This window comes from Kosakonia oryzendophytica (assembly GCF_900094925.1).
Lineage (GTDB): Bacteria > Pseudomonadota > Gammaproteobacteria > Enterobacterales > Enterobacteriaceae > Kosakonia > Kosakonia oryzendophytica.
On the sequence record NZ_FMAY01000002.1, the window covers coordinates 195,812 to 215,813 of the forward strand.

21 protein-coding genes are annotated in these 20,002 nt (G+C 55.1%); 16 read left to right on the forward strand and 5 right to left on the reverse strand.

What is annotated here, in order from left to right; genetic code table 11:
- Nucleotides 1-10: 10 nt before the first annotated feature.
- The 14 genes from rnr (at nucleotide 11) to GA0061071_RS04155 (ending at nucleotide 13,779) form a co-directional block, all read left to right on the forward strand.
- Complete coding sequence (gene rnr, locus GA0061071_RS04090; protein WP_061498449.1) at nucleotides 11-2,446, forward strand: ribonuclease R; 2,436 nt, start codon at nucleotides 11-13, stop codon at nucleotides 2,444-2,446.
- 184 nt (nucleotides 2,447-2,630) lie between these two features.
- The gene (gene cuyA / locus GA0061071_RS04095) at nucleotides 2,631-3,647 is read left to right on the forward strand and encodes a D-cysteate sulfo-lyase (RefSeq protein WP_088237266.1); all 1,017 of its coding nucleotides are present in this window, start codon (nucleotides 2,631-2,633) and stop codon (nucleotides 3,645-3,647) included.
- Nucleotides 3,640-4,392, forward strand: a complete 753-nt coding sequence (gene cuyB, locus GA0061071_RS04100) for a cysteate racemase (protein WP_088237267.1) — start codon at nucleotides 3,640-3,642, stop codon at nucleotides 4,390-4,392. Before cuyA ends, cuyB begins: the two co-directional genes overlap by 8 nt.
- Nucleotides 4,393-4,455: 63 nt before the next feature.
- Nucleotides 4,456-5,463: a taurine ABC transporter substrate-binding protein gene (locus GA0061071_RS04105; RefSeq protein ID WP_088237268.1), complete on the forward strand. Its 1,008-nt coding sequence runs from the start codon at nucleotides 4,456-4,458 to the stop codon at nucleotides 5,461-5,463.
- Complete coding sequence (locus GA0061071_RS04110) at nucleotides 5,460-6,230, forward strand: ABC transporter permease (RefSeq protein ID WP_088237269.1); 771 nt, start codon at nucleotides 5,460-5,462, stop codon at nucleotides 6,228-6,230. Before GA0061071_RS04105 ends, GA0061071_RS04110 begins: the two co-directional genes overlap by 4 nt.
- Entirely contained in the window at nucleotides 6,230-7,009 is a 780-nt protein-coding gene (locus tag GA0061071_RS04115) for an ABC transporter ATP-binding protein (RefSeq protein ID WP_061498434.1), read from the forward strand. The genes GA0061071_RS04110 and GA0061071_RS04115 overlap by 1 nt, the downstream gene beginning before the upstream one ends.
- A gap of 107 nt (nucleotides 7,010-7,116) precedes the next feature.
- On the forward strand, nucleotides 7,117-7,851 hold the full coding sequence (rlmB, locus tag GA0061071_RS04120) for a 23S rRNA (guanosine(2251)-2'-O)-methyltransferase RlmB (RefSeq protein ID WP_061498431.1): 735 nt from the start codon (nucleotides 7,117-7,119) through the stop codon (nucleotides 7,849-7,851).
- Between the two features lie 117 nt (nucleotides 7,852-7,968).
- On the forward strand, nucleotides 7,969-8,370 hold the full coding sequence (locus GA0061071_RS04125) for a YjfI family protein (RefSeq protein ID WP_088237270.1): 402 nt from the start codon (nucleotides 7,969-7,971) through the stop codon (nucleotides 8,368-8,370).
- Nucleotides 8,371-8,389: 19 nt separating this feature from the next.
- Nucleotides 8,390-9,088 (forward strand): PspA/IM30 family protein, encoded by a 699-nt coding sequence (locus GA0061071_RS04130; RefSeq protein ID WP_061498425.1) that lies wholly within the window; start codon nucleotides 8,390-8,392, stop codon nucleotides 9,086-9,088.
- The gene (locus GA0061071_RS04135; RefSeq protein WP_088237428.1) at nucleotides 9,088-9,747 is read left to right on the forward strand and encodes a DUF2491 family protein; all 660 of its coding nucleotides are present in this window, start codon (nucleotides 9,088-9,090) and stop codon (nucleotides 9,745-9,747) included. The genes GA0061071_RS04130 and GA0061071_RS04135 overlap by 1 nt, the downstream gene beginning before the upstream one ends.
- A 14-nt stretch (nucleotides 9,748-9,761) precedes the next feature.
- Nucleotides 9,762-10,160 (forward strand): DUF350 domain-containing protein, encoded by a 399-nt coding sequence (locus GA0061071_RS04140; RefSeq protein WP_061500214.1) that lies wholly within the window; start codon nucleotides 9,762-9,764, stop codon nucleotides 10,158-10,160.
- A 10-nt stretch (nucleotides 10,161-10,170) separates the two neighbouring features.
- On the forward strand, nucleotides 10,171-10,806 hold the full coding sequence (locus GA0061071_RS04145; RefSeq protein WP_088237271.1) for a DUF1190 domain-containing protein: 636 nt from the start codon (nucleotides 10,171-10,173) through the stop codon (nucleotides 10,804-10,806).
- Between the two features lie 2 nt (nucleotides 10,807-10,808).
- Nucleotides 10,809-11,972 (forward strand): glutathionylspermidine synthase family protein, encoded by a 1,164-nt coding sequence (locus GA0061071_RS04150; RefSeq protein ID WP_061498411.1) that lies wholly within the window; start codon nucleotides 10,809-10,811, stop codon nucleotides 11,970-11,972.
- Between the two features lie 187 nt (nucleotides 11,973-12,159).
- A complete protein-coding gene (locus tag GA0061071_RS04155) occupies nucleotides 12,160-13,779 on the forward strand; it encodes an isovaleryl-CoA dehydrogenase (protein WP_061498409.1) in 1,620 nt (539 codons plus the stop codon).
- Here the strand turns inward: GA0061071_RS04155 and GA0061071_RS04160 are convergent.
- The 3 genes from GA0061071_RS04160 to bsmA form a co-directional block, all read right to left on the reverse strand.
- On the reverse strand, nucleotides 13,776-15,710 hold the full coding sequence (locus GA0061071_RS04160) for a methyl-accepting chemotaxis protein (RefSeq protein WP_088237272.1): 1,935 nt from the start codon (nucleotides 15,708-15,710) through the stop codon (nucleotides 13,776-13,778). The two genes, GA0061071_RS04155 and GA0061071_RS04160, sit on opposite strands and share 4 nt — an antisense overlap.
- A gap of 167 nt (nucleotides 15,711-15,877) precedes the next feature.
- Nucleotides 15,878-16,165, reverse strand: a complete 288-nt coding sequence (yjfN, locus tag GA0061071_RS04165; RefSeq protein WP_061498404.1) for a DUF1471 family protease activator YjfN — start codon at nucleotides 16,163-16,165, stop codon at nucleotides 15,878-15,880.
- A 124-nt stretch (nucleotides 16,166-16,289) separates the two neighbouring features.
- Nucleotides 16,290-16,619, reverse strand: coding sequence for a biofilm peroxide resistance protein BsmA (gene bsmA / locus GA0061071_RS04170; RefSeq protein WP_088237273.1), 330 nt, complete (start codon nucleotides 16,617-16,619; stop codon nucleotides 16,290-16,292).
- 188 nt (nucleotides 16,620-16,807) lie between these two features.
- Between bsmA and yjfP the strand changes: the two genes are divergently transcribed.
- Complete coding sequence (yjfP, locus tag GA0061071_RS04175) at nucleotides 16,808-17,557, forward strand: esterase (RefSeq protein ID WP_061498397.1); 750 nt, start codon at nucleotides 16,808-16,810, stop codon at nucleotides 17,555-17,557.
- Nucleotides 17,558-17,640: 83 nt separating this feature from the next.
- Here the strand turns inward: yjfP and GA0061071_RS04180 are convergent, their stop codons facing one another.
- The gene (locus tag GA0061071_RS04180) at nucleotides 17,641-18,834 is read right to left on the reverse strand and encodes an MFS transporter (protein WP_088237429.1); all 1,194 of its coding nucleotides are present in this window, start codon (nucleotides 18,832-18,834) and stop codon (nucleotides 17,641-17,643) included.
- Nucleotides 18,835-18,987: 153 nt separating this feature from the next.
- Complete coding sequence (gene yjfY / locus GA0061071_RS04185) at nucleotides 18,988-19,260, reverse strand: DUF1471 family protein YjfY (protein ID WP_088237274.1); 273 nt, start codon at nucleotides 19,258-19,260, stop codon at nucleotides 18,988-18,990.
- Nucleotides 19,261-19,603: 343 nt separating this feature from the next.
- On the opposite strand from yjfY, the gene rpsF reads away from it, so the two are divergent.
- Nucleotides 19,604-19,999 (forward strand): 30S ribosomal protein S6, encoded by a 396-nt coding sequence (gene rpsF / locus GA0061071_RS04190; RefSeq protein WP_043955435.1) that lies wholly within the window; start codon nucleotides 19,604-19,606, stop codon nucleotides 19,997-19,999.
- Nucleotides 20,000-20,002: the final 3 nt, after the last annotated feature.

Genomic DNA, 20,002 nt, shown 5'->3' on the forward strand with positions numbered 1-20,002 from the left:
AGGAACCGCAATGTCACAAGATCCTTTCCTCGAACGCGAATCTGAAAAATACACCAACCCCATTCCCAGCCGCGAATTCATCCTCGATCACTTAGCAAAACGTGAAAAACCCGCCAGCCGGGACGAACTGGCCGTTGAGTTGAACATCGAAGGCGAAGAACAAAACGAAGCGCTACGCCGCCGTCTGCGTGCCATGGAGCGCGACGGACAATTGGTCTTTACCCGCCGCCAGTGCTATGCCTTACCGGAACGCCTGGACCTGCTGAAAGGCGTGGTCATTGGCCACCGCGACGGCTACGGCTTCTTGCGCGTAGAAGGGCGTAAAGACGATCTCTACCTCTCCAGCGAACAGATGAAAACCTGCATCCATGGCGATCAGGTGCTGGCACAACCGCTTGGCGCGGATCGCAAAGGTCGCCGTGAAGCGCGCATTGTACGTATCCTGGTGCCGAAAACCAGCCAGATTGTTGGCCGCTACTTTACCGACGCCGGCGTGGGTTTTGTGGTGCCGGACGACAGCCGGTTGAGCTTTGATATCTTAATCCCCCCGGAAGAGATCATGGGCGCTCGCATGGGCTTCGTAGTGGTGGTGGAGCTGACGCAGCGACCGACCCGTCGCACCAAAGCGCTGGGGAAAATCGTCGAAGTGCTTGGCGATAATATGGGAACCGGCATGGCAGTGGATATGGCGCTGCGCACCCATGAAATTCCCTACCTGTGGCCGACAGAAGTTGAAAAAGAGATTGCCGGGCTGAAAGAGCAGGTGCCGGAAGAAGCAAAAGTGGGCCGCGTGGATTTACGCGATCTGCCGCTCGTTACCATCGACGGCGAAGATGCTCGCGACTTTGATGACGCCGTGTTCTGCGAGAAAAAACGCGGCGGTGGCTGGCGCTTATGGGTAGCAATTGCCGATGTGAGTTACTACGTGCGTCACGGCACTGCGCTGGACAACGAAGCACGCAACCGCGGCACGTCGGTCTACTTCCCGTCGCAAGTGGTGCCGATGCTGCCGGAAGTGCTCTCTAACGGTCTGTGCTCTCTGAACCCGCAGGTGGATCGGTTGTGTATGGTCTGCGAAATGACCATCTCAGCAAAAGGCCGTTTAACCGGCTTTAAATTCTACGAAGCGGTGATGAGTTCGCACGCGCGGCTGACCTATACCAAAGTGTGGCATATCCTTCAGGGCGATCAGGATCTGCGCGAGCAATATGCGCCGCTGGTGAAGCACATTGAAGAGCTGCATAACCTGTATAAAGTCCTCGACCAGGCGCGTGCAGAACGTGGCGGCATCTCGTTTGAAAGCGAAGAAGCGAAGTTTATCTTCAATGCTGAGCGTCGCATCGAACGCATTGAACAGACCCAGCGCAACGATGCGCACAAACTGATTGAAGAGTGCATGATCCTCGCCAATATCTCCGCCGCGCGCTTTGTGGAGAAAGCCAGCGAGCCTGCGCTGTTCCGTATTCACGATAAACCCTCTAACGACGCGATCACGGCGTTCCGCAGTGTGCTCGCTGAGCTCGGTCTGGAACTGCCTGGCGGCAACAAACCCGAGCCGCGCGACTATGCGGAGCTGCTGGAGTCGATTGCCGATCGCCCGGATCATGAGATGCTGCAAACCATGCTGCTGCGCTCTATGAAACAGGCGATCTACGATCCGGAAAACCGCGGCCACTTTGGGCTGGCGCTGCAATCCTACGCACACTTTACTTCACCGATTCGCCGTTACCCGGATCTGTCGTTGCACCGCGCCATTAAATATCTGCTGGCGAAAGAGCAGGGGCTGAAAGGCAACAGCACCGAAACCGGCGGCTGGCATTACAGCATGGAAGAGGTGCTGCAACTGGGCCAGCACTGTTCGATGACCGAACGTCGCGCTGATGAAGCCACGCGTGAAGTGTCGGACTGGCTGAAATGCGACTTTATGCAGGATCAGGTAGGCAACATCTTCCCGGGTGTGATCGCCAGCGTGACCGGCTTTGGTTTCTTTGTGCGCCTGGATGATCTCTTTATTGATGGTCTGGTGCATGTCTCTTCGCTGGATAATGACTACTATCGCTTTGACCAGATTGGTCAGCGTTTGATTGGCGAATCCGGCGGGCAGACTTACCGTTTGGGCGACCGCGTGCAGGTGAAAGTCGAAGCGGTCAATATGGACGAGCGTAAGATCGACTTCTCGCTGATCTCCAGCGAACGCGGTCCGCGCAATGTCGGTAAAACCGAGCGTGAACGCAGCAAGAAAGGCCCGGCAGGAAAAAAAGTCGCCGGGAAAAAACCGCCGCGCCGCCAGATGGGCAAAAAGGTGAACTTTGAGCCGGACAGCGCCTTCCGCGGCGAACCGGGGAAAGGCAAACCGAAAAAAGCCAAAAAACCGTCGGCGAAGACGCAAAAAATCGCCGCCGCCACCAAAGCAAAACGTGCGGCGAAAAAGAAAGTCGCGCAGTAATATTCCCGAACCCCTTCCTGTGAAGGGGTTTTTTTATGGTTAGTTATTTTCTGCAAATCGATATTTAGTATTTATCGTTAGTCTGCGCAGCCAGATGTATATAGTGAATACCCATCTCTTATTCACCGAATAAAAAACCGAAGCCTTTTCGCTTCGGCATATCTCTGTTTTGCAAGGAGCGATTATGCATCTGGCCCGTTTTCCCCGCCTGACATTAGGTCATTTTCCAACGCCGTTGGAACCGCTGAATAATCTAAGCGCATTACTGGGTGGCCCCAAATTATGGATCAAACGCGACGACGCCACGGGTCTTGCGACCGGCGGCAATAAAACCCGCAAACTGGAGTTCTTACTGGCGGATGCGCTGGCCTTAAACGCCGACGTCATTATTACCCAGGGAGCGACACAATCGAACCATGTGCGTCAGACCATTGCCGCTGCGGCGAAACTCGGGTTACCGACCAAAGTGCTGCTGGAAAAGCGGGTAACGGATTTTGGCGAAGCGTATCAGCGTTCCGGCAACATCCTGCTGGATGAGTTATTGGGTGGCGAGATCGTTGCTCATCTGCCGGGCGGTACGGATATGCAGCAGGCCATGGAAGAGCTGGCGCAACAGCTGCGCGAGCAAGGGCACAACCCGTATGTCATTCCCGGTGGCGGTTCAAATCCAATCGGTGCGCTGGGCTATGTTGCCTGTGCGGAAGAGCTGCTGTTCCAGTCATCCCAGCTACGTTTGCGCATTGACAGCGTGGTGCATGCTACTGGCAGCACCGGTACACAAGCCGGGCTGGTGGCTGGGTTTAGCGCCACCAATAGCCAGGTGCCGGTACTGGGCATCAGCGTTCGCGCGCCGAAAGCGAAGCAGGAAGAGAATGTCTGGACGCTGGCATCACGTACTCGCGAACTGCTTGGCGTGAAGGGGGAGCTGCCGCGCGAAGCGGTGGTGGCTAACAGCGATTACGTGGGCGATGGCTACGGTCTGCCAACAGAAAGCATGCTGGAAGCGCTGACGCTGTTTGCCCGTCACGAAGGTATTTTGCTTGATCCGGTCTACTCCGGAAAAGGCGCCGCCGGGCTTATTGATTTGATCCGTAAAGGCCACTTTAGTCGTGACGAAAACGTGGTGTTTATTCACACAGGCGGTTCGGCCGGATTATTTGGTTATCGTCAGGTGCTGGAGGCGCACGTCCGCCATGGCTAAGCCTTTTTTGCTTGGCGTGCTGGGCGGCATGGGGCCGCTTGCCACCCTGGATTTCCAGCAAAAATTGCTGGATGCCACTCCCGCTGACAGCGATCAGCAGCAACTGCCATCGGTGGTCTGGAATGTGCCGCAGGTCGCCGACAGGCAAAAAGCCCTCGCCGGGAGGGGGCCATCACCGTTGCCGCAATTACTGCTCGGTATCGAAAAGCTTAATCAGGCTGGTGTCAGCCATATTGTGATCCCCTGTAATACGGCGCATCACTGGTTTGATGAACTCAGTTACGCCAGCGCGGCACCGTTGCTGCATATTGTTGATGCCACCCTTGAAGGGCTGGTGGCGCTGCCGCAAAAACCACAGCGGGTAGGGCTGGTTGCCACACAAGGGACGCTGGATGCGGGTTGGTACCAGCGTGCGCTGGCGCAGAAGGGCATGGAGGTGTTGCTGCCTACCGCTGACGAGTTGCAGCAGTGGTTTGTGCCGGGGTGTTATGCGGTGAAGCGCGGTGCGTTGCGTGAAGGCGGCGAGTTGCTGAGTTTACAGGCGCAGGCACTTCTGGCTCGCGGTGCTGAGCAATTGCTACTGGCCTGTACCGAGGTGCCACTTGCGCTGCGTACGGTAGCCGCGCCGTTTCTTTCTCTGACCCACGATCCGGCGCAGTTACTGGCGCAGCGCTGTGCGGAAATATGGCTTGAATATCGTCATTCTTATTTCCCGCATACCCAAAGCAATAATTGGAATAAATAAAAGAGCCGCCAGTGGATATAGTGATCCAGCGCTAATAATGTCGTTTTTTAAAGGTTAAATAAAATGAAAAAAGGTCTCTGCTTATTATTGGCAGCGGGTAGCTTATGGGCCAACACCAGCTTCGGCGCCACGCCGACGGAAGTCCGTGTCGCGTATAGCGGCGGTTCACAAGTATTAATGCTGGCAAAAGCCGACGGCTCGCTGGATAAAGCCTTACACAGCCCGGTGAAATGGGTGCAATTTGCCTCTGGTGCCGATGCGTTAAATTATTTCGCCAGTAACGCTATCGATATTGCCAATTTCGGCTCCAGCCCGGCGACTGCGGGTATTGTGCGAAAACTGCCGGTGGAAATTATCGGTGTATCGGGGGTGATTGCCAGTTATGAACGTTTAATTGGCAAAGATGGCATCAACACTATCCGTGATATCGAAGGTAAGCGAGTGGCTTACCCGCCAAACTCTACTGCGCAATATGCGCTGGAAGCGGCGATAAGCGTTAACAAACTCGACCGCAGTAAAATAACGCTGTTGCCGCTGCGCCCGGCAGAGATGGTTGCGGCATGGAAACGCGGTGATATTGATGCCGGTTACGTTTGGGCACCGTTTGCCCAGGAACTGGAAGCTTCCGGTGGGCATCAGGTGTTCGCCACCAAAGATCTGCAAAAAGCGGGTTACCTGATTTACAACAACTATGTGGTGCGTAAAGCCTTCGCGGAGCAGTACCCGGACGCGGTGACGGCGTTCCTGCGTGTACATCAGCAGAAAGTGGATGAGTTCAAGAAAGATCCCGAACGTGCCGCTGCGATTGTCGCGAAAGAGGTGGGGGCACCAGTGACCACAGCCGCTAACACCCTCGGCGGGCTGGAATACCCGTCGCTGAGCGAACAAGGGACGGCAGCGTGGCTGGGTAACGGCACGCACACCTCCGACAGCGGTATTGGTAAAGCGTTGAGCAAGACCTCCGATTTCCTTGCCGGGATCGGTGAACTGCGTAAGCGCGATATCCCGGCCAACTGGGATGCGGCGATCGACTCCCGTTATATTCGCGACGCGGCGGCTACCGCGCAATGAAATTGAGTCAGCATATCGCTATCAGCGTGCTGTCGGTGGCGGTTTTCTTCATGCTCTGGCAAGTGGCGGCGACCCGGCAGTGGGTCGATCCACTGCTATTACCGTCATTGACCGACATTGGCCTCACGGCGGAAGAGCTGCTGGCGGACGGTTACCGGCAGGTGCCGCTGTGGCAGCATATTGTCGTAAGTCTGGCGCGTGCGCTGAGCGCTTTTGCCGTCGCCATTGCGATGGGTATTCCGCTAGGGCTGTTGATGGGGTTATCCGACGGTTTGTCCGCTGTGCTTAACCCCTTTGTGCAGTTTCTGCGGCCATTGCCGAAAATCGCCCTGATCCCGCTGGCGGTGGTATGGCTGGGGATTGGAGAAGCCTCGAAATTTTTCCTCATCTTTATCGCCACCTTCTTAAGCGTCGTGGTCGGCGCCAGCGCGGCGGTAGAGCGCATCGGCCGGGCACGTATCCGCGTAGCGCAAACCCTCGGCGCATCCAGGAGGCAGATTTTCCTGCGTGTGGTACTGCCGGATGCGCTGCCGGAACTGTTTACCACCGTACGTCTGTCGATTGGCATCGGCTGGACCTCGCTGATTGCGGCCGAAATGGTGGCGGCCAGTTCTGGCCTGGGGTGGATGGTGATCAACGCCAGCTCTTATCTGCGCACCGACATTGTGATGCTCGGCATTTTGCTGCTGGGCGGCATTGGCTATTTACTGGATTTATTACTGCTGGGGCTGCAACGGTGGTTAGCGCCCTGGGCGGGGAAAGAGTGATGACGGCACATATCGCACTGGAAAATGTCTCCCTGACGTTTGCCGCTAAACCACAGCCGTTTACGGTGCTGGAAGATATTTCGCTGGCGTTGTCGCCAGGGGAATTTGTCGTGCTGCTTGGGCCATCCGGCTGTGGAAAATCCACCATCCTTAACCTGGTGGCGGGGTTTACAAAGCCAGACAGCGGGCAGGTGCTGGCAGGCGGTCAGACGGTGCAACAACCCGGCCCCTCGCGGGGGATGATTTTCCAGCAGCCGAACCTGTTTCCGTGGTTATCGGTGCTGGATAACGTCACATTTGGCCCGCGGTTAGGAAAACATCACAAAGCGGAGGTGAACGCCCGGGCGCTGGAGTGGCTGGCGCGCGTTGGACTTAAAGGGTTTGAGCACCATGCGCCGTGGCAGCTCTCTGGCGGTATGAAACAGCGGGTGGCGCTGGCGCGCGCCTGGTTGCCCGGCCCGGATGTGCTGCTGCTGGATGAGCCGTTCGGCGCACTGGATGCACAAACGCGGCTGATGATGCAGGAGCTGCTGCGCGAAGCATGGCTGGAAACCCGTACCACGCTGCTGTTTGTGACCCATGATGTGGAAGAAGCGCTGTTTCTCGCCGACCGCATTCTGGTTATGTCGGCGCGGCCGGGCAAGATCGTTGAGGAAATTACGTTGCCGTTTGGCCGTGACCGGGACATTGAAACCCTTGTCGGACATCCGCAATACGGCGCTATCAAGCAGCATGTCCTGCACCGGGTCAGGCTGGAGGCGAAACGGCACCTGAGTTAGCGCGGGCGGGTGGTTCGTTCTGGGGCGTGTGTCGGGTATAATGGCGCCAGGTGATGACAATCACAGCCCAATAACGCGGCGCAAACCGCCCCAAATGAGTACCATCAATGAGTGAAATGATTTACGGCATCCACGCGGTGCAGGCCCTGTTGGAGCGCGCTCCGGAGCGTTTTCAGGACGTTTTTATTCTGAAAGGCCGCGAAGACAAACGTCTGCTGCCGCTGATCCACGCACTGGAAGCGCAAGGCGTGGTGATCCAGGTGGCGAGTCGCCAGTATCTGGATGAAAAAAGCGAAGGTGCGGTTCATCAGGGGATCATTGCACGCGTGAAACCGGGGCGTCAGTATCAGGAAAACGATCTGCCGGATCTGATCGCCAGTCTCGATCAGCCGTTCCTGTTGATCCTGGATGGCGTCACCGATCCGCATAACCTTGGCGCATGTTTGCGTAGCGCAGATGCGGCGGGCGTGCATGCGGTGATTGTGCCGAAAGACAAATCCGCTCAACTGAATGCCACCGCGAAAAAAGTCGCCTGTGGCGCGGCGGAAAGCGTACCGCTGATCCGCGTAACCAACCTTGCCCGCACGATGCGTCTGCTGCAGGAAGAGAATATCTGGATCGTTGGTACCGCCGGTGAAGCAGACCATACTCTGTTCCAGAGCAAAATGACTGGCCGTCTGGCGCTGGTGATGGGCGCTGAAGGCGAAGGTATGCGCCGCCTGACCCGCGAGCACTGCGATGAGCTGATCAGCATCCCGATGGCGGGAAGCGTTTCGTCGCTGAACGTCTCGGTCGCCACAGGCATCTGTCTGTTTGAAGCCGTGCGCCAACGCGGTTTGTAAGCGGCGAAGTACAGAGAAACCACCCTTATTCGGGTGGTTTTTTTTACCGTTAACGCTGGTACTATTCGCGGGCAGGTATTTCACCCTTATTGCGATGAAATGATCAGGATAGAAAAGATGGCATGGACTGTAGAAACACTGAGCGCAGCATTATTACAATCAGCAACGCTGGACGTAAATATTCAACGCGAAGCGGACGCTTTAATTCTGACGCTGGATGATTACGGCGACTTACAACTCAACGTGCTGCTGACCTCCCGGCAAATCATTATCGAAACCTATATTTGCCCGCTGAACGAAATTAAGCATCAGGATGCGTTTAATGCCTTCCTGCTGCGCAACCAAAAACTGTTACCGTTATCTTCTGTTGGCATCTCGCCTGTCGGCGGCGAAGAGTACTATGTCGCGTTCGGCGCACTGTCACTCAACTCGTCGATCGACGATATTCTGCTGGAAATCACCACGCTTGCTGAAAATGCGCTGGATCTCGCTGAATTAACAGATGATGTTACCCAATAACTGAGCTGGGAGTGATGGTATGGGAATTTTAAAAAGCCTCTTTACGCTGGGTAAATCGTTTATTGCTCAGGCGGAAGAGTCGATTGAAGAAACGCAGGGCGTACGCATGCTGGAACAGCATATTCGCGATGCGCGCACGGAACTGGATAAGGCAGGAAAATCCCGCGTTGACCTGCTGGCGCGCGTGAAACTGAGTAACGACAAGCTGGACGATCTGCGCGAGCGTAAAGCCAGTCTTGAGGCGCGTGCGCTGGAAGCGATGGCGAAAAATGTCGATGCGGCGCTGCTCAACGAGGTTGCAACGGAAATCGCCCGTCTGGAAAACGCCATTACTGCGGAAGAGCAGGTGCTGAGCAACCTTGAAACGTCACGCGATGCGGTTGAAAAAGCGGTCACGGCGACGGCGCAACGCATTGAGCAGTTTGAGCAGCAATTGGAAGTGATTAAAGCGACTGAAGCAATGCAGCGTGCGCAGCAGGCGGTGACGACGTCCACTGTTGGCGCATCTAACAATGTGGCGACGGCGGCAGAATCGCTAAAACGTCTGCAAACGCGTCAGGCTGAACGTCAGGCGCGACTGGATGCGGCCACCCAACTTGAAAAAGTGGCTGACGGGCGCGATCTGGATGAAAAACTCGCGCAGGCAGGCATTGGCGGCAGCGATAAAACCTCCGCGCAGGATGTACTGGCCCGACTGCAACAGCAACAAAAACAGTGATGCTCTCTTTTCTTAAAAACCTGCTGGGGCGGCCTGATGCGGCGGCCCCGGAAAGAGGTCCGCTTGGATTGCATCTGCACGCCGGGTTTACCATTGATACGCTGCTGTTTCGTTTGTGCGAAGAGGAATTGTTGGTCACGCTGCCCGGCGAAGAGTACACCATTGGCGCTTGCGGCAGCTTTGACCTGGGCGCAGGGTGCATGATCCACCGTTACTACACCACCGGCGATGAGTTCCTGCAAATCAGCACCTCTGGCGGTCTGGAAACCAGCAATATCGATGATATCAAGCTGTTCGTGTATGAAGAGAGCGCCGGTGTTTCCGGTGAGAAAACCTGGCGGGAGATGCTGAGCGCAAAAACCATGGGCAAGCCGTCGTTATGTTGGCGCGATTGCCTGTGGCAGCGCGTGTTTAATGCGGAAGAGCGCGCCGATATCGAGCCGATTTATACGCTGGAAACCGTCAACAACCCGGCTGGAGCATGCTGGGAAGTGCATAACTTTATGATGGCCTATCAGCGAGAAGTCACCGACGGTGTGTTTGAGTATCTCTTGCTGAACGGCGAAGAGACGTTTAATGAACAAAATCAGCCCGAGTGGATCTATTCGCGCGCGCTGGGTGTCGATATTCCCCTGACATCATTAAAGATCATAGGATAATTATGGGAACGGAAATTCATATTCTGGGTTCACTGCTGGCATTTGGTTCGTATTTCTTTATTGGCATCGCCATGGTGCTCTTTTTTCTTTTTGTTTATACGCATATTACACCCCATGACGAATGGCGGTTAATTAAAGAGAACAATATCGCCGCGTCGTTAGCATTCAGTGGTTCACTGTTGGGGTATATTATTCCTCTTTCCAGTGCAGCTATTAACTCTGTCAGCATTCCGGATTATTTAATCTGGGGCTTTATTGCACTGGTGGTGCAATTAATGGTCTACGGTGGTGTACGTCTGTATATGCCGAATCTGAGTGATAAAATTATTAACGGTAACACTGCCGCCGGGGTGTTTATGGGGGCGGCAGCGCTGGCGGGCGGAATTTTTAATGCCGCCTGCATGACATGGTAATGGACAAATCATGGCCAGAAAGAGAAAGACCCGGCAAAAAAATTATATTCTGTCGCCAGCGCAAAGCCGCAGCCAGCGCTCGCTTTTGTCACCGCCGAAAGAGCGTAAAAGCGGGCAATATCTGACACTGGCAATTATGGGCGGAGCCGCTTTCTTTGCGTTAAAAGGCTGCAGCGATCATAAAGATGATAACGATGGTGACGGCGTTTATTACACCTCCCAGCAGGATTGCGTCGACGACGGTAATACTGCGCAGGTGTGTAATGATGCGTGGAATAATGCGCGCATGAGCTTTGAGCAAGAAATCCCGACGAATATGTCGCAGCCCGCGTGCGTGCAGCAATATGATCATTGCTACTACGACAATATCGGTCAGCGCTGGATGCCAGTACTCAGCGGTTTTTTACTCAGTAAAGCCATCAGAAAAGACCGCGATGAGCAGTATAGCTACAGCAGCGGCGGCTCTATGTACTCTTCCCGCCCGGTGTGGCGTAACAGCGATGGCGACTATAGCTGGCGCTCCGGCGGCAGCACCAGTAATACCAGTGCGGGCAGCCACTATGGATACACCACCAAAAAGGCGACCACTTTTTCCCGTGGTGGTTTCGGGCGCTCCTCCAGCGCACGCGGAAGCTGGGGAGGATAACGATGCTACGACATGATGTTGCTGTTCGCCCCGGGCTTGAACGGATTGCTCGCGATCATGGTTTCGACTTCCATATTATTGATAACGAAATCTACTGGGACGAAAGTCGGGCGTACCGTTTTACGTTGCGGCAAATTGAGGAACAGATCGAAAAACCCACGGCAGAGTTGCATCAAATGTGCCTTGAAGTGGTGGATCGCGCCGTAGCCGATGAAGCTGTCCTGACACAGTTGGCCATCCCACCGCTCTACTGGGATGCCATTGCTGATAGCTGGCGCAGCCGCGATCCTTCGCTCTACGGGCGTATGGATTTTGTCTGGTGCGGCAAGGAGCCGGTGAAGTTGCTGGAATATAATGCCGACACGCCAACATCGCTGTACGAATCCGCTTATTTCCAGTGGCTCTGGATGGAAGATTCCCGGCGCAGCGGCGTTATCCCTCGCGATGCCGATCAGTACAATGCTATCCAGGATAAGCTGATCGCCCGTTTTGCTGAGATACAGGGGCGCCATCCGCTCTATTTTTGTTGCTGTAAAGATACTGAGGAAGATCGTGGAACGGTGCTTTATCTGGAGGATTGTGCGCGTCAGGCGGGTCTGGATACACGCTTTATCTACATCGACGATCTCGGGCTGGGTCTTGGCGGCGTGTTGACGGATCTGGATGACAATGTCATTCGTCAGGCCTTCAAGCTCTATCCGCTGGAATGGATGATGCGCGACGAGAACGGCCCCTTGCTCTGTAAGCGCCGTGAGCAGTGGCTGGAGCCGCTATGGAAGAGCATTCTCAGCAATAAGGGGTTATTACCTCTGCTGTGGCGTTATTTCCCTCACCATCCCAACCTGCTGCCTGCGTGGTTTGATGGCGAAAAGCCGCTGCTGGCACCGGGTGCAAGCTATGTGCGTAAGCCGCTGTTTTCCCGCGAGGGGGGGAATGTCACCATCCTCGACGGTGCGCATAACGTCATTGATCACGAAGATGGCGATTATGGTAACGAGCCGATGATTTTCCAGGCTTTTCAGCCGCTACCGCGTTTTGGTGACAGCTACACATTGATTGGTAGTTGGGTGGTGGATGATGAAGCCGTTGGTATGGGCATCCGCGAAGACTGCTCGTTGATCACCAAAGATACCTCCCGTTTTATTCCGCATTATATCGCCGGGTAACTCCGCTTAGCTGCAGGCCCGGTGGCATCAGTGCAGCCGGGCGCATTGTGCTGGCACTCTTGCTGAATTATGTGAGTTGTTTCACGAATGTAGGGTGCAAAATCGTTGCCTTGTGACTCTACTCCCAGGCAGTGTTTGCTCGGGCTGTCCATACTTATAGCGACTGCCACTGACGGAGGGACACAGCATGCAATGGCAAACGCATACGGTTTTCAATCAACCGACTCCCTTACATAACAGCAACTTATTCCTTTCTGACCGCGCACTGTATGATGCCGCGCTGCGCGAAGGCGCAGCATGGGATGCTGAACTGCTTGCCAGCATCGGCCAGCAGTTGGGCACGGCGGAGTCGCTCGAACTTGGACGACTGGCTAACGCCAATCCGCCGGAATTACTCCGCTACGACGCCACCGGCGCGCGACTCGACGATGTACGCTTTCACCCTGCCTGGCATTTGCTGATGCAGGGCATGTGCGCCAATCGTGTGCACAATCTGGCATGGGAAGAGGACGCACGCAGCGGATCGTTTGTCGCCCGTGCCGCGCGTTTTGTGCTGCATGCGCAGGTGGAATCCGGCACCCTTTGCCCCATCACCATGACGTTCGCTGCCATCCCCTTGCTGGTGCAGTCGCTACCAAAATCTTTTCACGGCTGGCTAAAACCGCTGCTCAGTGATCGTTACGATCCTCATCTGCTGCCTGGTGACCAGAAACGCGGATTGCTGATCGGCATGGGGATGACCGAGAAGCAGGGGGGATCAGATGTACTGAGTAACACCACCCGGGCAGAAAAGAGCGGTGATACGTACCGGCTGACCGGGCATAAATGGTTTTTCTCGGTTCCGCAAAGCGATGCGCACCTTGTACTGGCACAGGCAAAAGGCGGGCTCTCCTGCTTCTTTGTTCCCCGTTTTTTACCCGATGGTCAGCGCAACAACGTACGGCTGGAACGTCTGAAAGACAAACTCGGTAACCGTTCCAACGCCAGCAGCGAGGCTGAGTTTTACGATGCCAGCGGTTGGTTGCTGGGGGAAGAGGGTGAAGGGGTGCGGCAGATCCTGAAAATGGGCGGTCTGACGCGCCTTGACTGCGCGCTCGGTAGCCATGGTCTGATGCGTCGCGCGTTTTCCGTGGCGCTGTATCATGCCCATCAGCGGCAGGCATTCGGCAAAAACCTTGTCGATCAACCGATGATGCGGGAAGTACTCAGTCGTATGGCGCTACAACTGGAAGGGCAAACCGCCATGCTGTTTCGCCTGGCCCGCGCCTGGGACAACCGCGCGGATGAGCGGGAAGCATTGTGGGCACGGCTGTTTACGCCGGTGGCGAAATTCGCTGTCTGCAAAGCGGGTATTCCTTTTGTGGCTGAAGCGATGGAAGTGCTGGGCGGTATCGGTTACTGCGAAGAGAATGAACTGCCTCGCCTTTATCGCGAGATGCCGGTCAACAGCATCTGGGAGGGCTCCGGAAACGTCATGTGTCTGGACGTGCTGCGCGTGTTGGGTAAGCAACCGGGTGCGGTGGCGCTGCTGGTGGATGAGTTTGGCGCGGTGAAAGGCCAGGATCGTCACTTTGATCGTGCGTGGCGGCAACTGCAACAACGGTTGCGTAAACCGGATGAGGCTCAAGGGCGCGAAGTGGCGCAACAGCTGTGGTTACTGGGCGTCGGAGCGCAGATGCTGCAACACGCATCACCGCCGATGGCACAGGCGTGGTGTCGGCTGATGCTGGATACCCGCGGCGTGTCGCCAGTTGACGGGCAGGTACAAAACGACCTGCTGCTTCGCGCCACGGGTGGGGCCTGTTAGTCCATTTTCAAGCGGAACAGGCTCACCAGTTCCGTCAGATGCGCACCTTTTTCCCGCAACGTCCGGGCGGTTTCCTCACTTTGGGAAACCCGTCCGGCGTTGATGTGCGTGGCATCGCCGATATGTGTCATGGCCAGGTTCACCTGGTTGATACCTGCGGATTGTTCATGTGAGGCCTGGTTAATCTCATGCACAAGCTGATTGATATTGCCCATATGGCTGATGATCGACTGCATTGCCACACGTGTTGCCTCCGACTGCGCATGCCCTTCGCCCACTTTTTTCAGCGTATCGCCAATCAGCGCTTCAATCTCTTTTACCGCGTTGGCGCTGCGCGCGGCCAGCGCTCGCACTTCCTGCGCCACCACGGCGAACCCTTTGCCGTGTTCCCCTGCGCGGGCGGCTTCTACGGCGGCGTTCAGCGCCAGGATATTGGTCTGGAAGGCAATGGATTCAATCACATGGGTAATGTCGGCGATGCGCTGTGACGCGCCGCGAATGTCTTCCATGGTCGCGACTGAGTTATCCACGGTTTCACCGCCTTTTTTCACCGCGTCAGTGGTTTCATTCACCAGATGCTGAGTTTGCTCCATATTGGCTGCATTCTGTTGCACTGTTGCGGTCAGTTGCTCGAGGCTGGCCGATGTCTCCTCCACGCTGCTGGCCTGCTTGTTGATCTGCTCACTAATCTCACCGCTGTCTGCAGCCAATGCGGAGGTGCCCAGATTGATCTCTGCTGCGGACTCACGGACTTGTAACACGATTTTATGCAGACCGTCGCCGATGCCGTTGATCGCCGCGATCAACTGACCGACTTCATCATGACGATCGACATTCAGCGTGGCGCGCAGATCGCCGTCGGCATAACGTTGAGCCAGATCGATCACACTGCGTAACGGGCGGGTCAGCCAGCGGCGAATGATCACCACAAAGAGTACGGCAAAGAGCAGCGAAATCACGACGCCCGCCAGCAGGAATTGATTACGCATGCGGGTCACATCGCTCAGCAAGATCTCTTTATCGACTTCGCCGACCACCGTCCAGTTCCAACCGGGCAGGGCTGTGTAAGACATCATTAATGTACGGCCCGTGGCATCCTGGCGTGCCAGTGTGCCGCTGCTGTTTTTCAGCAGGGTTTGCAAATCCTTGTCGTCCCACTGCGGGCGTTTGCCTTCGTCGGTGTCGTGGAACAGATAATTACCGTAGTTCTTGCCTTCGTTACGGTCGATCACAAAGAAATGACCGCTGTCGCCCAGCTTACGGCCGAGAATCTTATTACGCATCACGTCCCAGGAGCGGGTAATATCCACGCCGACAAACAGGATCGCAATGGTGTTGCCGCTGGCATCTTTGACCGGTTGATACTGGGTGATATAGCGCTTACCGAATAACAGCGCCAGGCCACGATAAAGCTCACCTTGCATCAGCGACGCGAATGCCGGGCTGGCGGGATCCAGTTTGGTGCCAATCGCGCGATCGCCATTCTCTTTGCGCAGCGAGGTCGCGACACGTACAAAGTCATTACCGCTGCGTACAAACAGCGTGGCAATGGCGCCCGTACGGTTCAGGAAGTCATCAGGGATCGCGTTATTGTTGTGCAGTTCGGTGTCGCCGGCCTTAAGCAGTGGCACATCAATGCCATTGATTTCGCGGCGCTGTTGCGTATCGATACTCAGTGGCTGCGGCAGAAAACTGCTAAACAAGCGCGTGTAGCTTTCTACCTCTTCACTAAGACTGCTGTTGAACATTTCCACCATATCCACCACGCCGGTGGACTGGTTATGCAGGTCTTCCATAGCCAGCGTTTCCAGTTGTTGGCTGGCTTTATTGCTCATCAGAAAAGTGAATAAAAGGAAAAGCGTTGCAACGCTTGCGCCAGTCAGCAGCGACAATTTTGCACCAAGGCCGGTGCGATGAAAGAAGGCGCTCATAATTTGTCCGTTGATCTGTGGGTGAGGCTCCTTCAACGGCACAAAGCGGATAACATTTAGCACATCAATGTAACAAGATGTAACATTGCGATTTCTTTACAATAACATAATCTTAGGGAAGGCAGGGGAATAAAAAAGCCACCTGATTTAGGTGGCTTTTTGGGGGGTCAGGCATACAGAATGGCCTGCACCCGCCAGTTGTCAACCTGTTGATCTTCCTGCATTCGGACGATGCGATACCAGGAGGCTCCTTGCTCATCCGCTTTTAAGGCGATAACACGCTCCACGTCTTGTAGGCTCCCTGAGACATTGTTGACGGAGATCAGGCCGATTTCATTCAGCCCCGTCACGCAGTCTGCGCTGGCGAACTCTGCGGGCTGCGCTGTTGTATTAAGCATCCCTGTAGAAAGCAACAGTGAGTTTAAGGCAAGAGATCGTTTCATAGTCAGCTCCATTTTACGTTACCCCGAGACATTGCAGGGCATTCCATCGCACAACGGATTCCATCTCATCCTATTGTGCACAGGAGAACATCAATGGACGCAAAGCAGTGTAAATATCCTGAAAATCAATGCCTCGCTACTGTCGGTACAACAGGGCGCGTCCGTACCAGCGGCCGGGAATGATGGTGTCATCCAGCATCTGAATAACGTAATAATTCGCGTCTGCGGCGGCGGCCTTGGCCTTGATTTCACGTTCCACATCCATAGGAGATCCCAATACGGCAGCGCTCACCGAGCCGATTTCCCGCAGGCCCTGCGTCTGGTTGCGACGAATTTCCTGCGGATGGTCGCTGACCGGCGGCGCGGGTTGCGGGTTGCCGTTCAGTACTGAACAGGCGCTTAACAACAGAACAAGCAGTACCGGTAGCAAGACACGCACTGTTTTCTCCCTTCTCCTGATAGCCATAGTGTAGTTCCTGATAAATTTCCCTTAGAGGGGAATGTTCCCGAACTGTTAGCTCGAGCACTAATTTCGAATGAAAGTATCCAGAAAGCGTAACCTATCTCTCAACGTCGCTAAATCCATAGATGAATTCAGACTTGCACCGCGTGTTCGCGGGTGGCATACCTGCACTATAGATCAAGGAGAGTGCGATGATTGAGCTTCAGACTGAACAATTTGCCGACGTGGAAGCGCTCCATGCTTTTCCGGCGGGAAAACAGGCGCAGCCGCTTCCCTGTGTGGTTTTTTATCACGGTTTCACCTCATCAAAACTGGTCTACAGCTATTTTGCTGTGGCGCTGGCGCAGGCTGGTTTTCGCGTCATCATGCCTGATGCGCCGGACCACGGCGCACGGTTTAGCGGCGATGTGCAACATCGGCTTGGCCAGTTCTGGCAAATCCTCCGCGGCAATATTGAAGAGTTTGCTGCACTGCGGGATGCGCTGGAACACCGGAAACTGATTGAGGGGCAGCGGTTAGCGGTTGGTGGGGCATCCATGGGCGGTATGACGGCGCTGGGTATTATGACGCATCACCCGGAGGTGCGCTGTGTCGCGAGCCTGATGGGCTCTGGCTACTTTACAACGCTTGCGCGCACGCTATTTCCACCACTGGCGGTGACAGACTCCGCGCAGCAGCATGAGTTCGACGCGATTATCGCACCGCTTGCCCGGTGGGATGTCAGCACCCAGCTTGCACGCGTTGCGGATCGTCCGTTGCTGTTGTGGCATGGCGAACAGGATGACGTGGTTCCGGCGGCCGAATCTTTCCGTTTACAGCAAGCTTTACAAGATAACGGGCTCGACAATCATCTGACATATTTGTGGGAGAGTGGAGTAACGCATCGTATTACCCCGCAGGCGCTGGAGGCAACCGTCCGTTTTTTCCTTCGCCACCTCTAAACGCGCAGAATTTTAATGCGCACTACGGGCAGCGGTAAGCGCGTCTTTTCTCAGGCGTGGCGGGGTTTTCTCCCCCGCCGATATTACTGCGCTTGTGGAGGGCGTGGGGCGATTCGCATACTCATCAGAGCGAGGATGCAGATAAGCGCACCGGCCCAGAATGTTGACGCTGCGCCATGTATTTCCCAGAGAATGCCTGCGCCAAGGCTTGCCAGTAGAAGGGCGATGCCGCTGAGCAGGTTGAACATGCCAAAGGCTGTGCCGCGCAGTTCCGCCGGTGCGGTCTGCGCGACCATGGTTGCCAGCAGGCCCTGCGTCATCCCCATATGCACACCCCATAAGGCGATGCCGAGCAGCAGCATGCTCCAGTGTTGGCTGAGAGCCAGTGCAATGTCTGCGAGGATCAGCACCACTAACCCAACCTGCAATAAATGGCTGTGGCTGATGCGATCTGAGAGTTTGCCGAACGGATAGGCCGTCAGCGCGTAGACGAGGTTCATGACGACCATCACCAGCGGAATGGTTGCCAGCGGGATCGCCATCTGCTGGGCGCGCAGTACCAGAAATGCTTCGCTAAAACGGGCGAGAGTAAAAATAAAACCGAGCACTACCACCCACCAGTAGGCTTTGCTCAGGCGTTTAAGATTATCGCGCCGAATAGGATTAGTGCGTTTGTTGTCTATCGGCGCTTTCGGTTCGTGCAGGCCAAAAAACAGCAATGCGACGGCCATCACGCCGGGGATCACCGCAATCCAGAATACGGTCTGAAAGTCGTCATGCCACAGCAACATAAAGGCGACCGCCAGCAGGGGGCCCAGAAACGCGCCAACGGTATCCAGCGACTGGCGTAAACCAAAGGCGGCACCGCGGATCTCCGCAGGCGTTACGTCGGCGACAAGTGCATCACGCGGCGCGCCACGGATCCCTTTGCCAAGGCGGTCTATCATTCGCGCGCCAAACGCCATGCCGGATGAAGAGGCCAGCGCGAACAACGGTTTGCTCAACGCGCCCATGCCGTAGCCCAGTAGCGCCAACCCCTTGCGTTTACCAATATAGTCGCTAAGCACGCCGGAAAAGACTTTCACCATCAGCGCGGTGGCTTCCGCCAGCCCTTCAATAAGGCCGATGATCACTACGCTTGCGCCGAGTGTAGTCGCCATAAACAGCGGCAGTAAGCTGTGGATCATTTCTGATGAGATATCCATCAGCATACTGACACAGCCCAGCACCCAGACACCTTTCGGTATCTGGCGTAATGTTGCAAAACGCCTGAACATGTTTTTCCCCGCCATGCTTTCACAATGCAGTCAGAGGATTATTAAACCTGCCAGCAGCTGATTTGATAAGACAGAAAGGGAAATAATTGTTGTCAACAGCGGCCCCAGGATTGGGGCCGCAATATCCAGAAAGGAAAATGGTTATCTGCGTGTTTAGCGGTAGATATACGCACTGGCATGCAGGTTGCCGTTGCTACCCGGTTCGTGGGTCAGCATCGGTCGGTAATATTTGGCGTTTTGCGCGTCCGTTTCGTCATTGAGAGCCTGGTCTGCTTCACTTTCGGTGGCGAAGTTATGATTAATATAGATAACGCCTAAGCTGTGCACATCGTCCATGTTGCGGGCCTGGTGATTGTCGAGTTTGATTGCTGCTGTTGCGTTCAGGCTTAGTAGCAAAGTTGTAAGTAAAATAGCGATGTATTTCATGATATTACGCTCCAGTACGACGTGAGTTATTCGTTTTTGAACTTCTCTCCTCCTGTGTGGTGAGGCCTGATTAAAGTTTACGCGTTCGCCTGAAAACGTATCGCGACCATTTCTGATGCTGTCGTTCAAAAAATTGCCATATCAGGCTTGCTTTAATTTTAAGCGGCGCTGGCCAGTTCTCTTTGCGCTTAGTGCGAATTATTTGCTCAATGAACTTGAGTTTGGTGAGGGAGGTAAGTATTATGACGCGTCAATTTTTCAGCCGACCTTTAACACGTTCCTTGCCTCCCCGGGATTCGGCTGACCCAGACAGGAGGCTGAATAATCCGTAAGGAGCAATTCGATGCGTCATTACGAAATCGTTTTTATGGTCCATCCTGACCAGAGCGAACAGGTTCCGGGCATGATCGAGCGTTACACTGGTGCTATCACTGGTGCGCAAGGCACGATCCACCGTCTGGAAGACTGGGGCCGCCGTCAGCTGGCTTACCCGATCAACAAACTGCACAAAGCACACTACGTTCTGATGAACGTTGAAGCACCGCAGGAAGTTATCGATGAGCTGGAAACAAACTTCCGCTTCAACGATGCCGTTATCCGTAGCATGGTAATGCGTACTAAACACGCTGTTACCGAAGCATCTCCGATGGTTAAAGCGAAAGACGAGCGTCGTGAACGTCGCGATGATTTCGCAAACGAAACCGCAGATGATGCAGATGCTGGGGATTCTGAAGAGTAATCC

Excerpts from the sequence above, each read along its gene's own strand:
- rpsF (WP_043955435.1), top strand. The coding sequence starts at position 19,604 with ATGCGTCATTACGAAATCGTTTTTATGGTCCATCCTGACCAGAGCGAA.
- cuyA (WP_088237266.1), top strand. The coding sequence starts at position 2,631 with ATGCATCTGGCCCGTTTTCCCCGCCTGACATTAGGTCATTTTCCAACG.
- GA0061071_RS04110 (WP_088237269.1), top strand. The coding sequence starts at position 5,460 with ATGAAATTGAGTCAGCATATCGCTATCAGCGTGCTGTCGGTGGCGGTT.
- yjfN (WP_061498404.1), bottom strand. The coding sequence starts at position 16,165 with ATGGAGCTGACTATGAAACGATCTCTTGCCTTAAACTCACTGTTGCTT.
- yjfY (WP_088237274.1), bottom strand. The coding sequence starts at position 19,260 with ATGAAATACATCGCTATTTTACTTACAACTTTGCTACTAAGCCTGAAC.
- GA0061071_RS04105 (WP_088237268.1), top strand. The coding sequence starts at position 4,456 with ATGAAAAAAGGTCTCTGCTTATTATTGGCAGCGGGTAGCTTATGGGCC.
- GA0061071_RS04135 (WP_088237428.1), top strand. The coding sequence starts at position 9,088 with ATGCTCTCTTTTCTTAAAAACCTGCTGGGGCGGCCTGATGCGGCGGCC.
- GA0061071_RS04115 (WP_061498434.1), top strand. The coding sequence starts at position 6,230 with ATGACGGCACATATCGCACTGGAAAATGTCTCCCTGACGTTTGCCGCT.
- GA0061071_RS04130 (WP_061498425.1), top strand. The coding sequence starts at position 8,390 with ATGGGAATTTTAAAAAGCCTCTTTACGCTGGGTAAATCGTTTATTGCT.
- yjfP (WP_061498397.1), top strand. The coding sequence starts at position 16,808 with ATGATTGAGCTTCAGACTGAACAATTTGCCGACGTGGAAGCGCTCCAT.
- GA0061071_RS04180 (WP_088237429.1), bottom strand. The coding sequence starts at position 18,834 with ATGTTCAGGCGTTTTGCAACATTACGCCAGATACCGAAAGGTGTCTGG.
- cuyB (WP_088237267.1), top strand. The coding sequence starts at position 3,640 with ATGGCTAAGCCTTTTTTGCTTGGCGTGCTGGGCGGCATGGGGCCGCTT.
- GA0061071_RS04145 (WP_088237271.1), top strand. The coding sequence starts at position 10,171 with ATGGCCAGAAAGAGAAAGACCCGGCAAAAAAATTATATTCTGTCGCCA.
- rlmB (WP_061498431.1), top strand. The coding sequence starts at position 7,117 with ATGAGTGAAATGATTTACGGCATCCACGCGGTGCAGGCCCTGTTGGAG.
- GA0061071_RS04150 (WP_061498411.1), top strand. The coding sequence starts at position 10,809 with ATGCTACGACATGATGTTGCTGTTCGCCCCGGGCTTGAACGGATTGCT.
- rnr (WP_061498449.1), top strand. The coding sequence starts at position 11 with ATGTCACAAGATCCTTTCCTCGAACGCGAATCTGAAAAATACACCAAC.
- GA0061071_RS04125 (WP_088237270.1), top strand. The coding sequence starts at position 7,969 with ATGGCATGGACTGTAGAAACACTGAGCGCAGCATTATTACAATCAGCA.
- bsmA (WP_088237273.1), bottom strand. The coding sequence starts at position 16,619 with ATGGCTATCAGGAGAAGGGAGAAAACAGTGCGTGTCTTGCTACCGGTA.
- GA0061071_RS04160 (WP_088237272.1), bottom strand. The coding sequence starts at position 15,710 with ATGAGCGCCTTCTTTCATCGCACCGGCCTTGGTGCAAAATTGTCGCTG.
- GA0061071_RS04155 (WP_061498409.1), top strand. The coding sequence starts at position 12,160 with ATGCAATGGCAAACGCATACGGTTTTCAATCAACCGACTCCCTTACAT.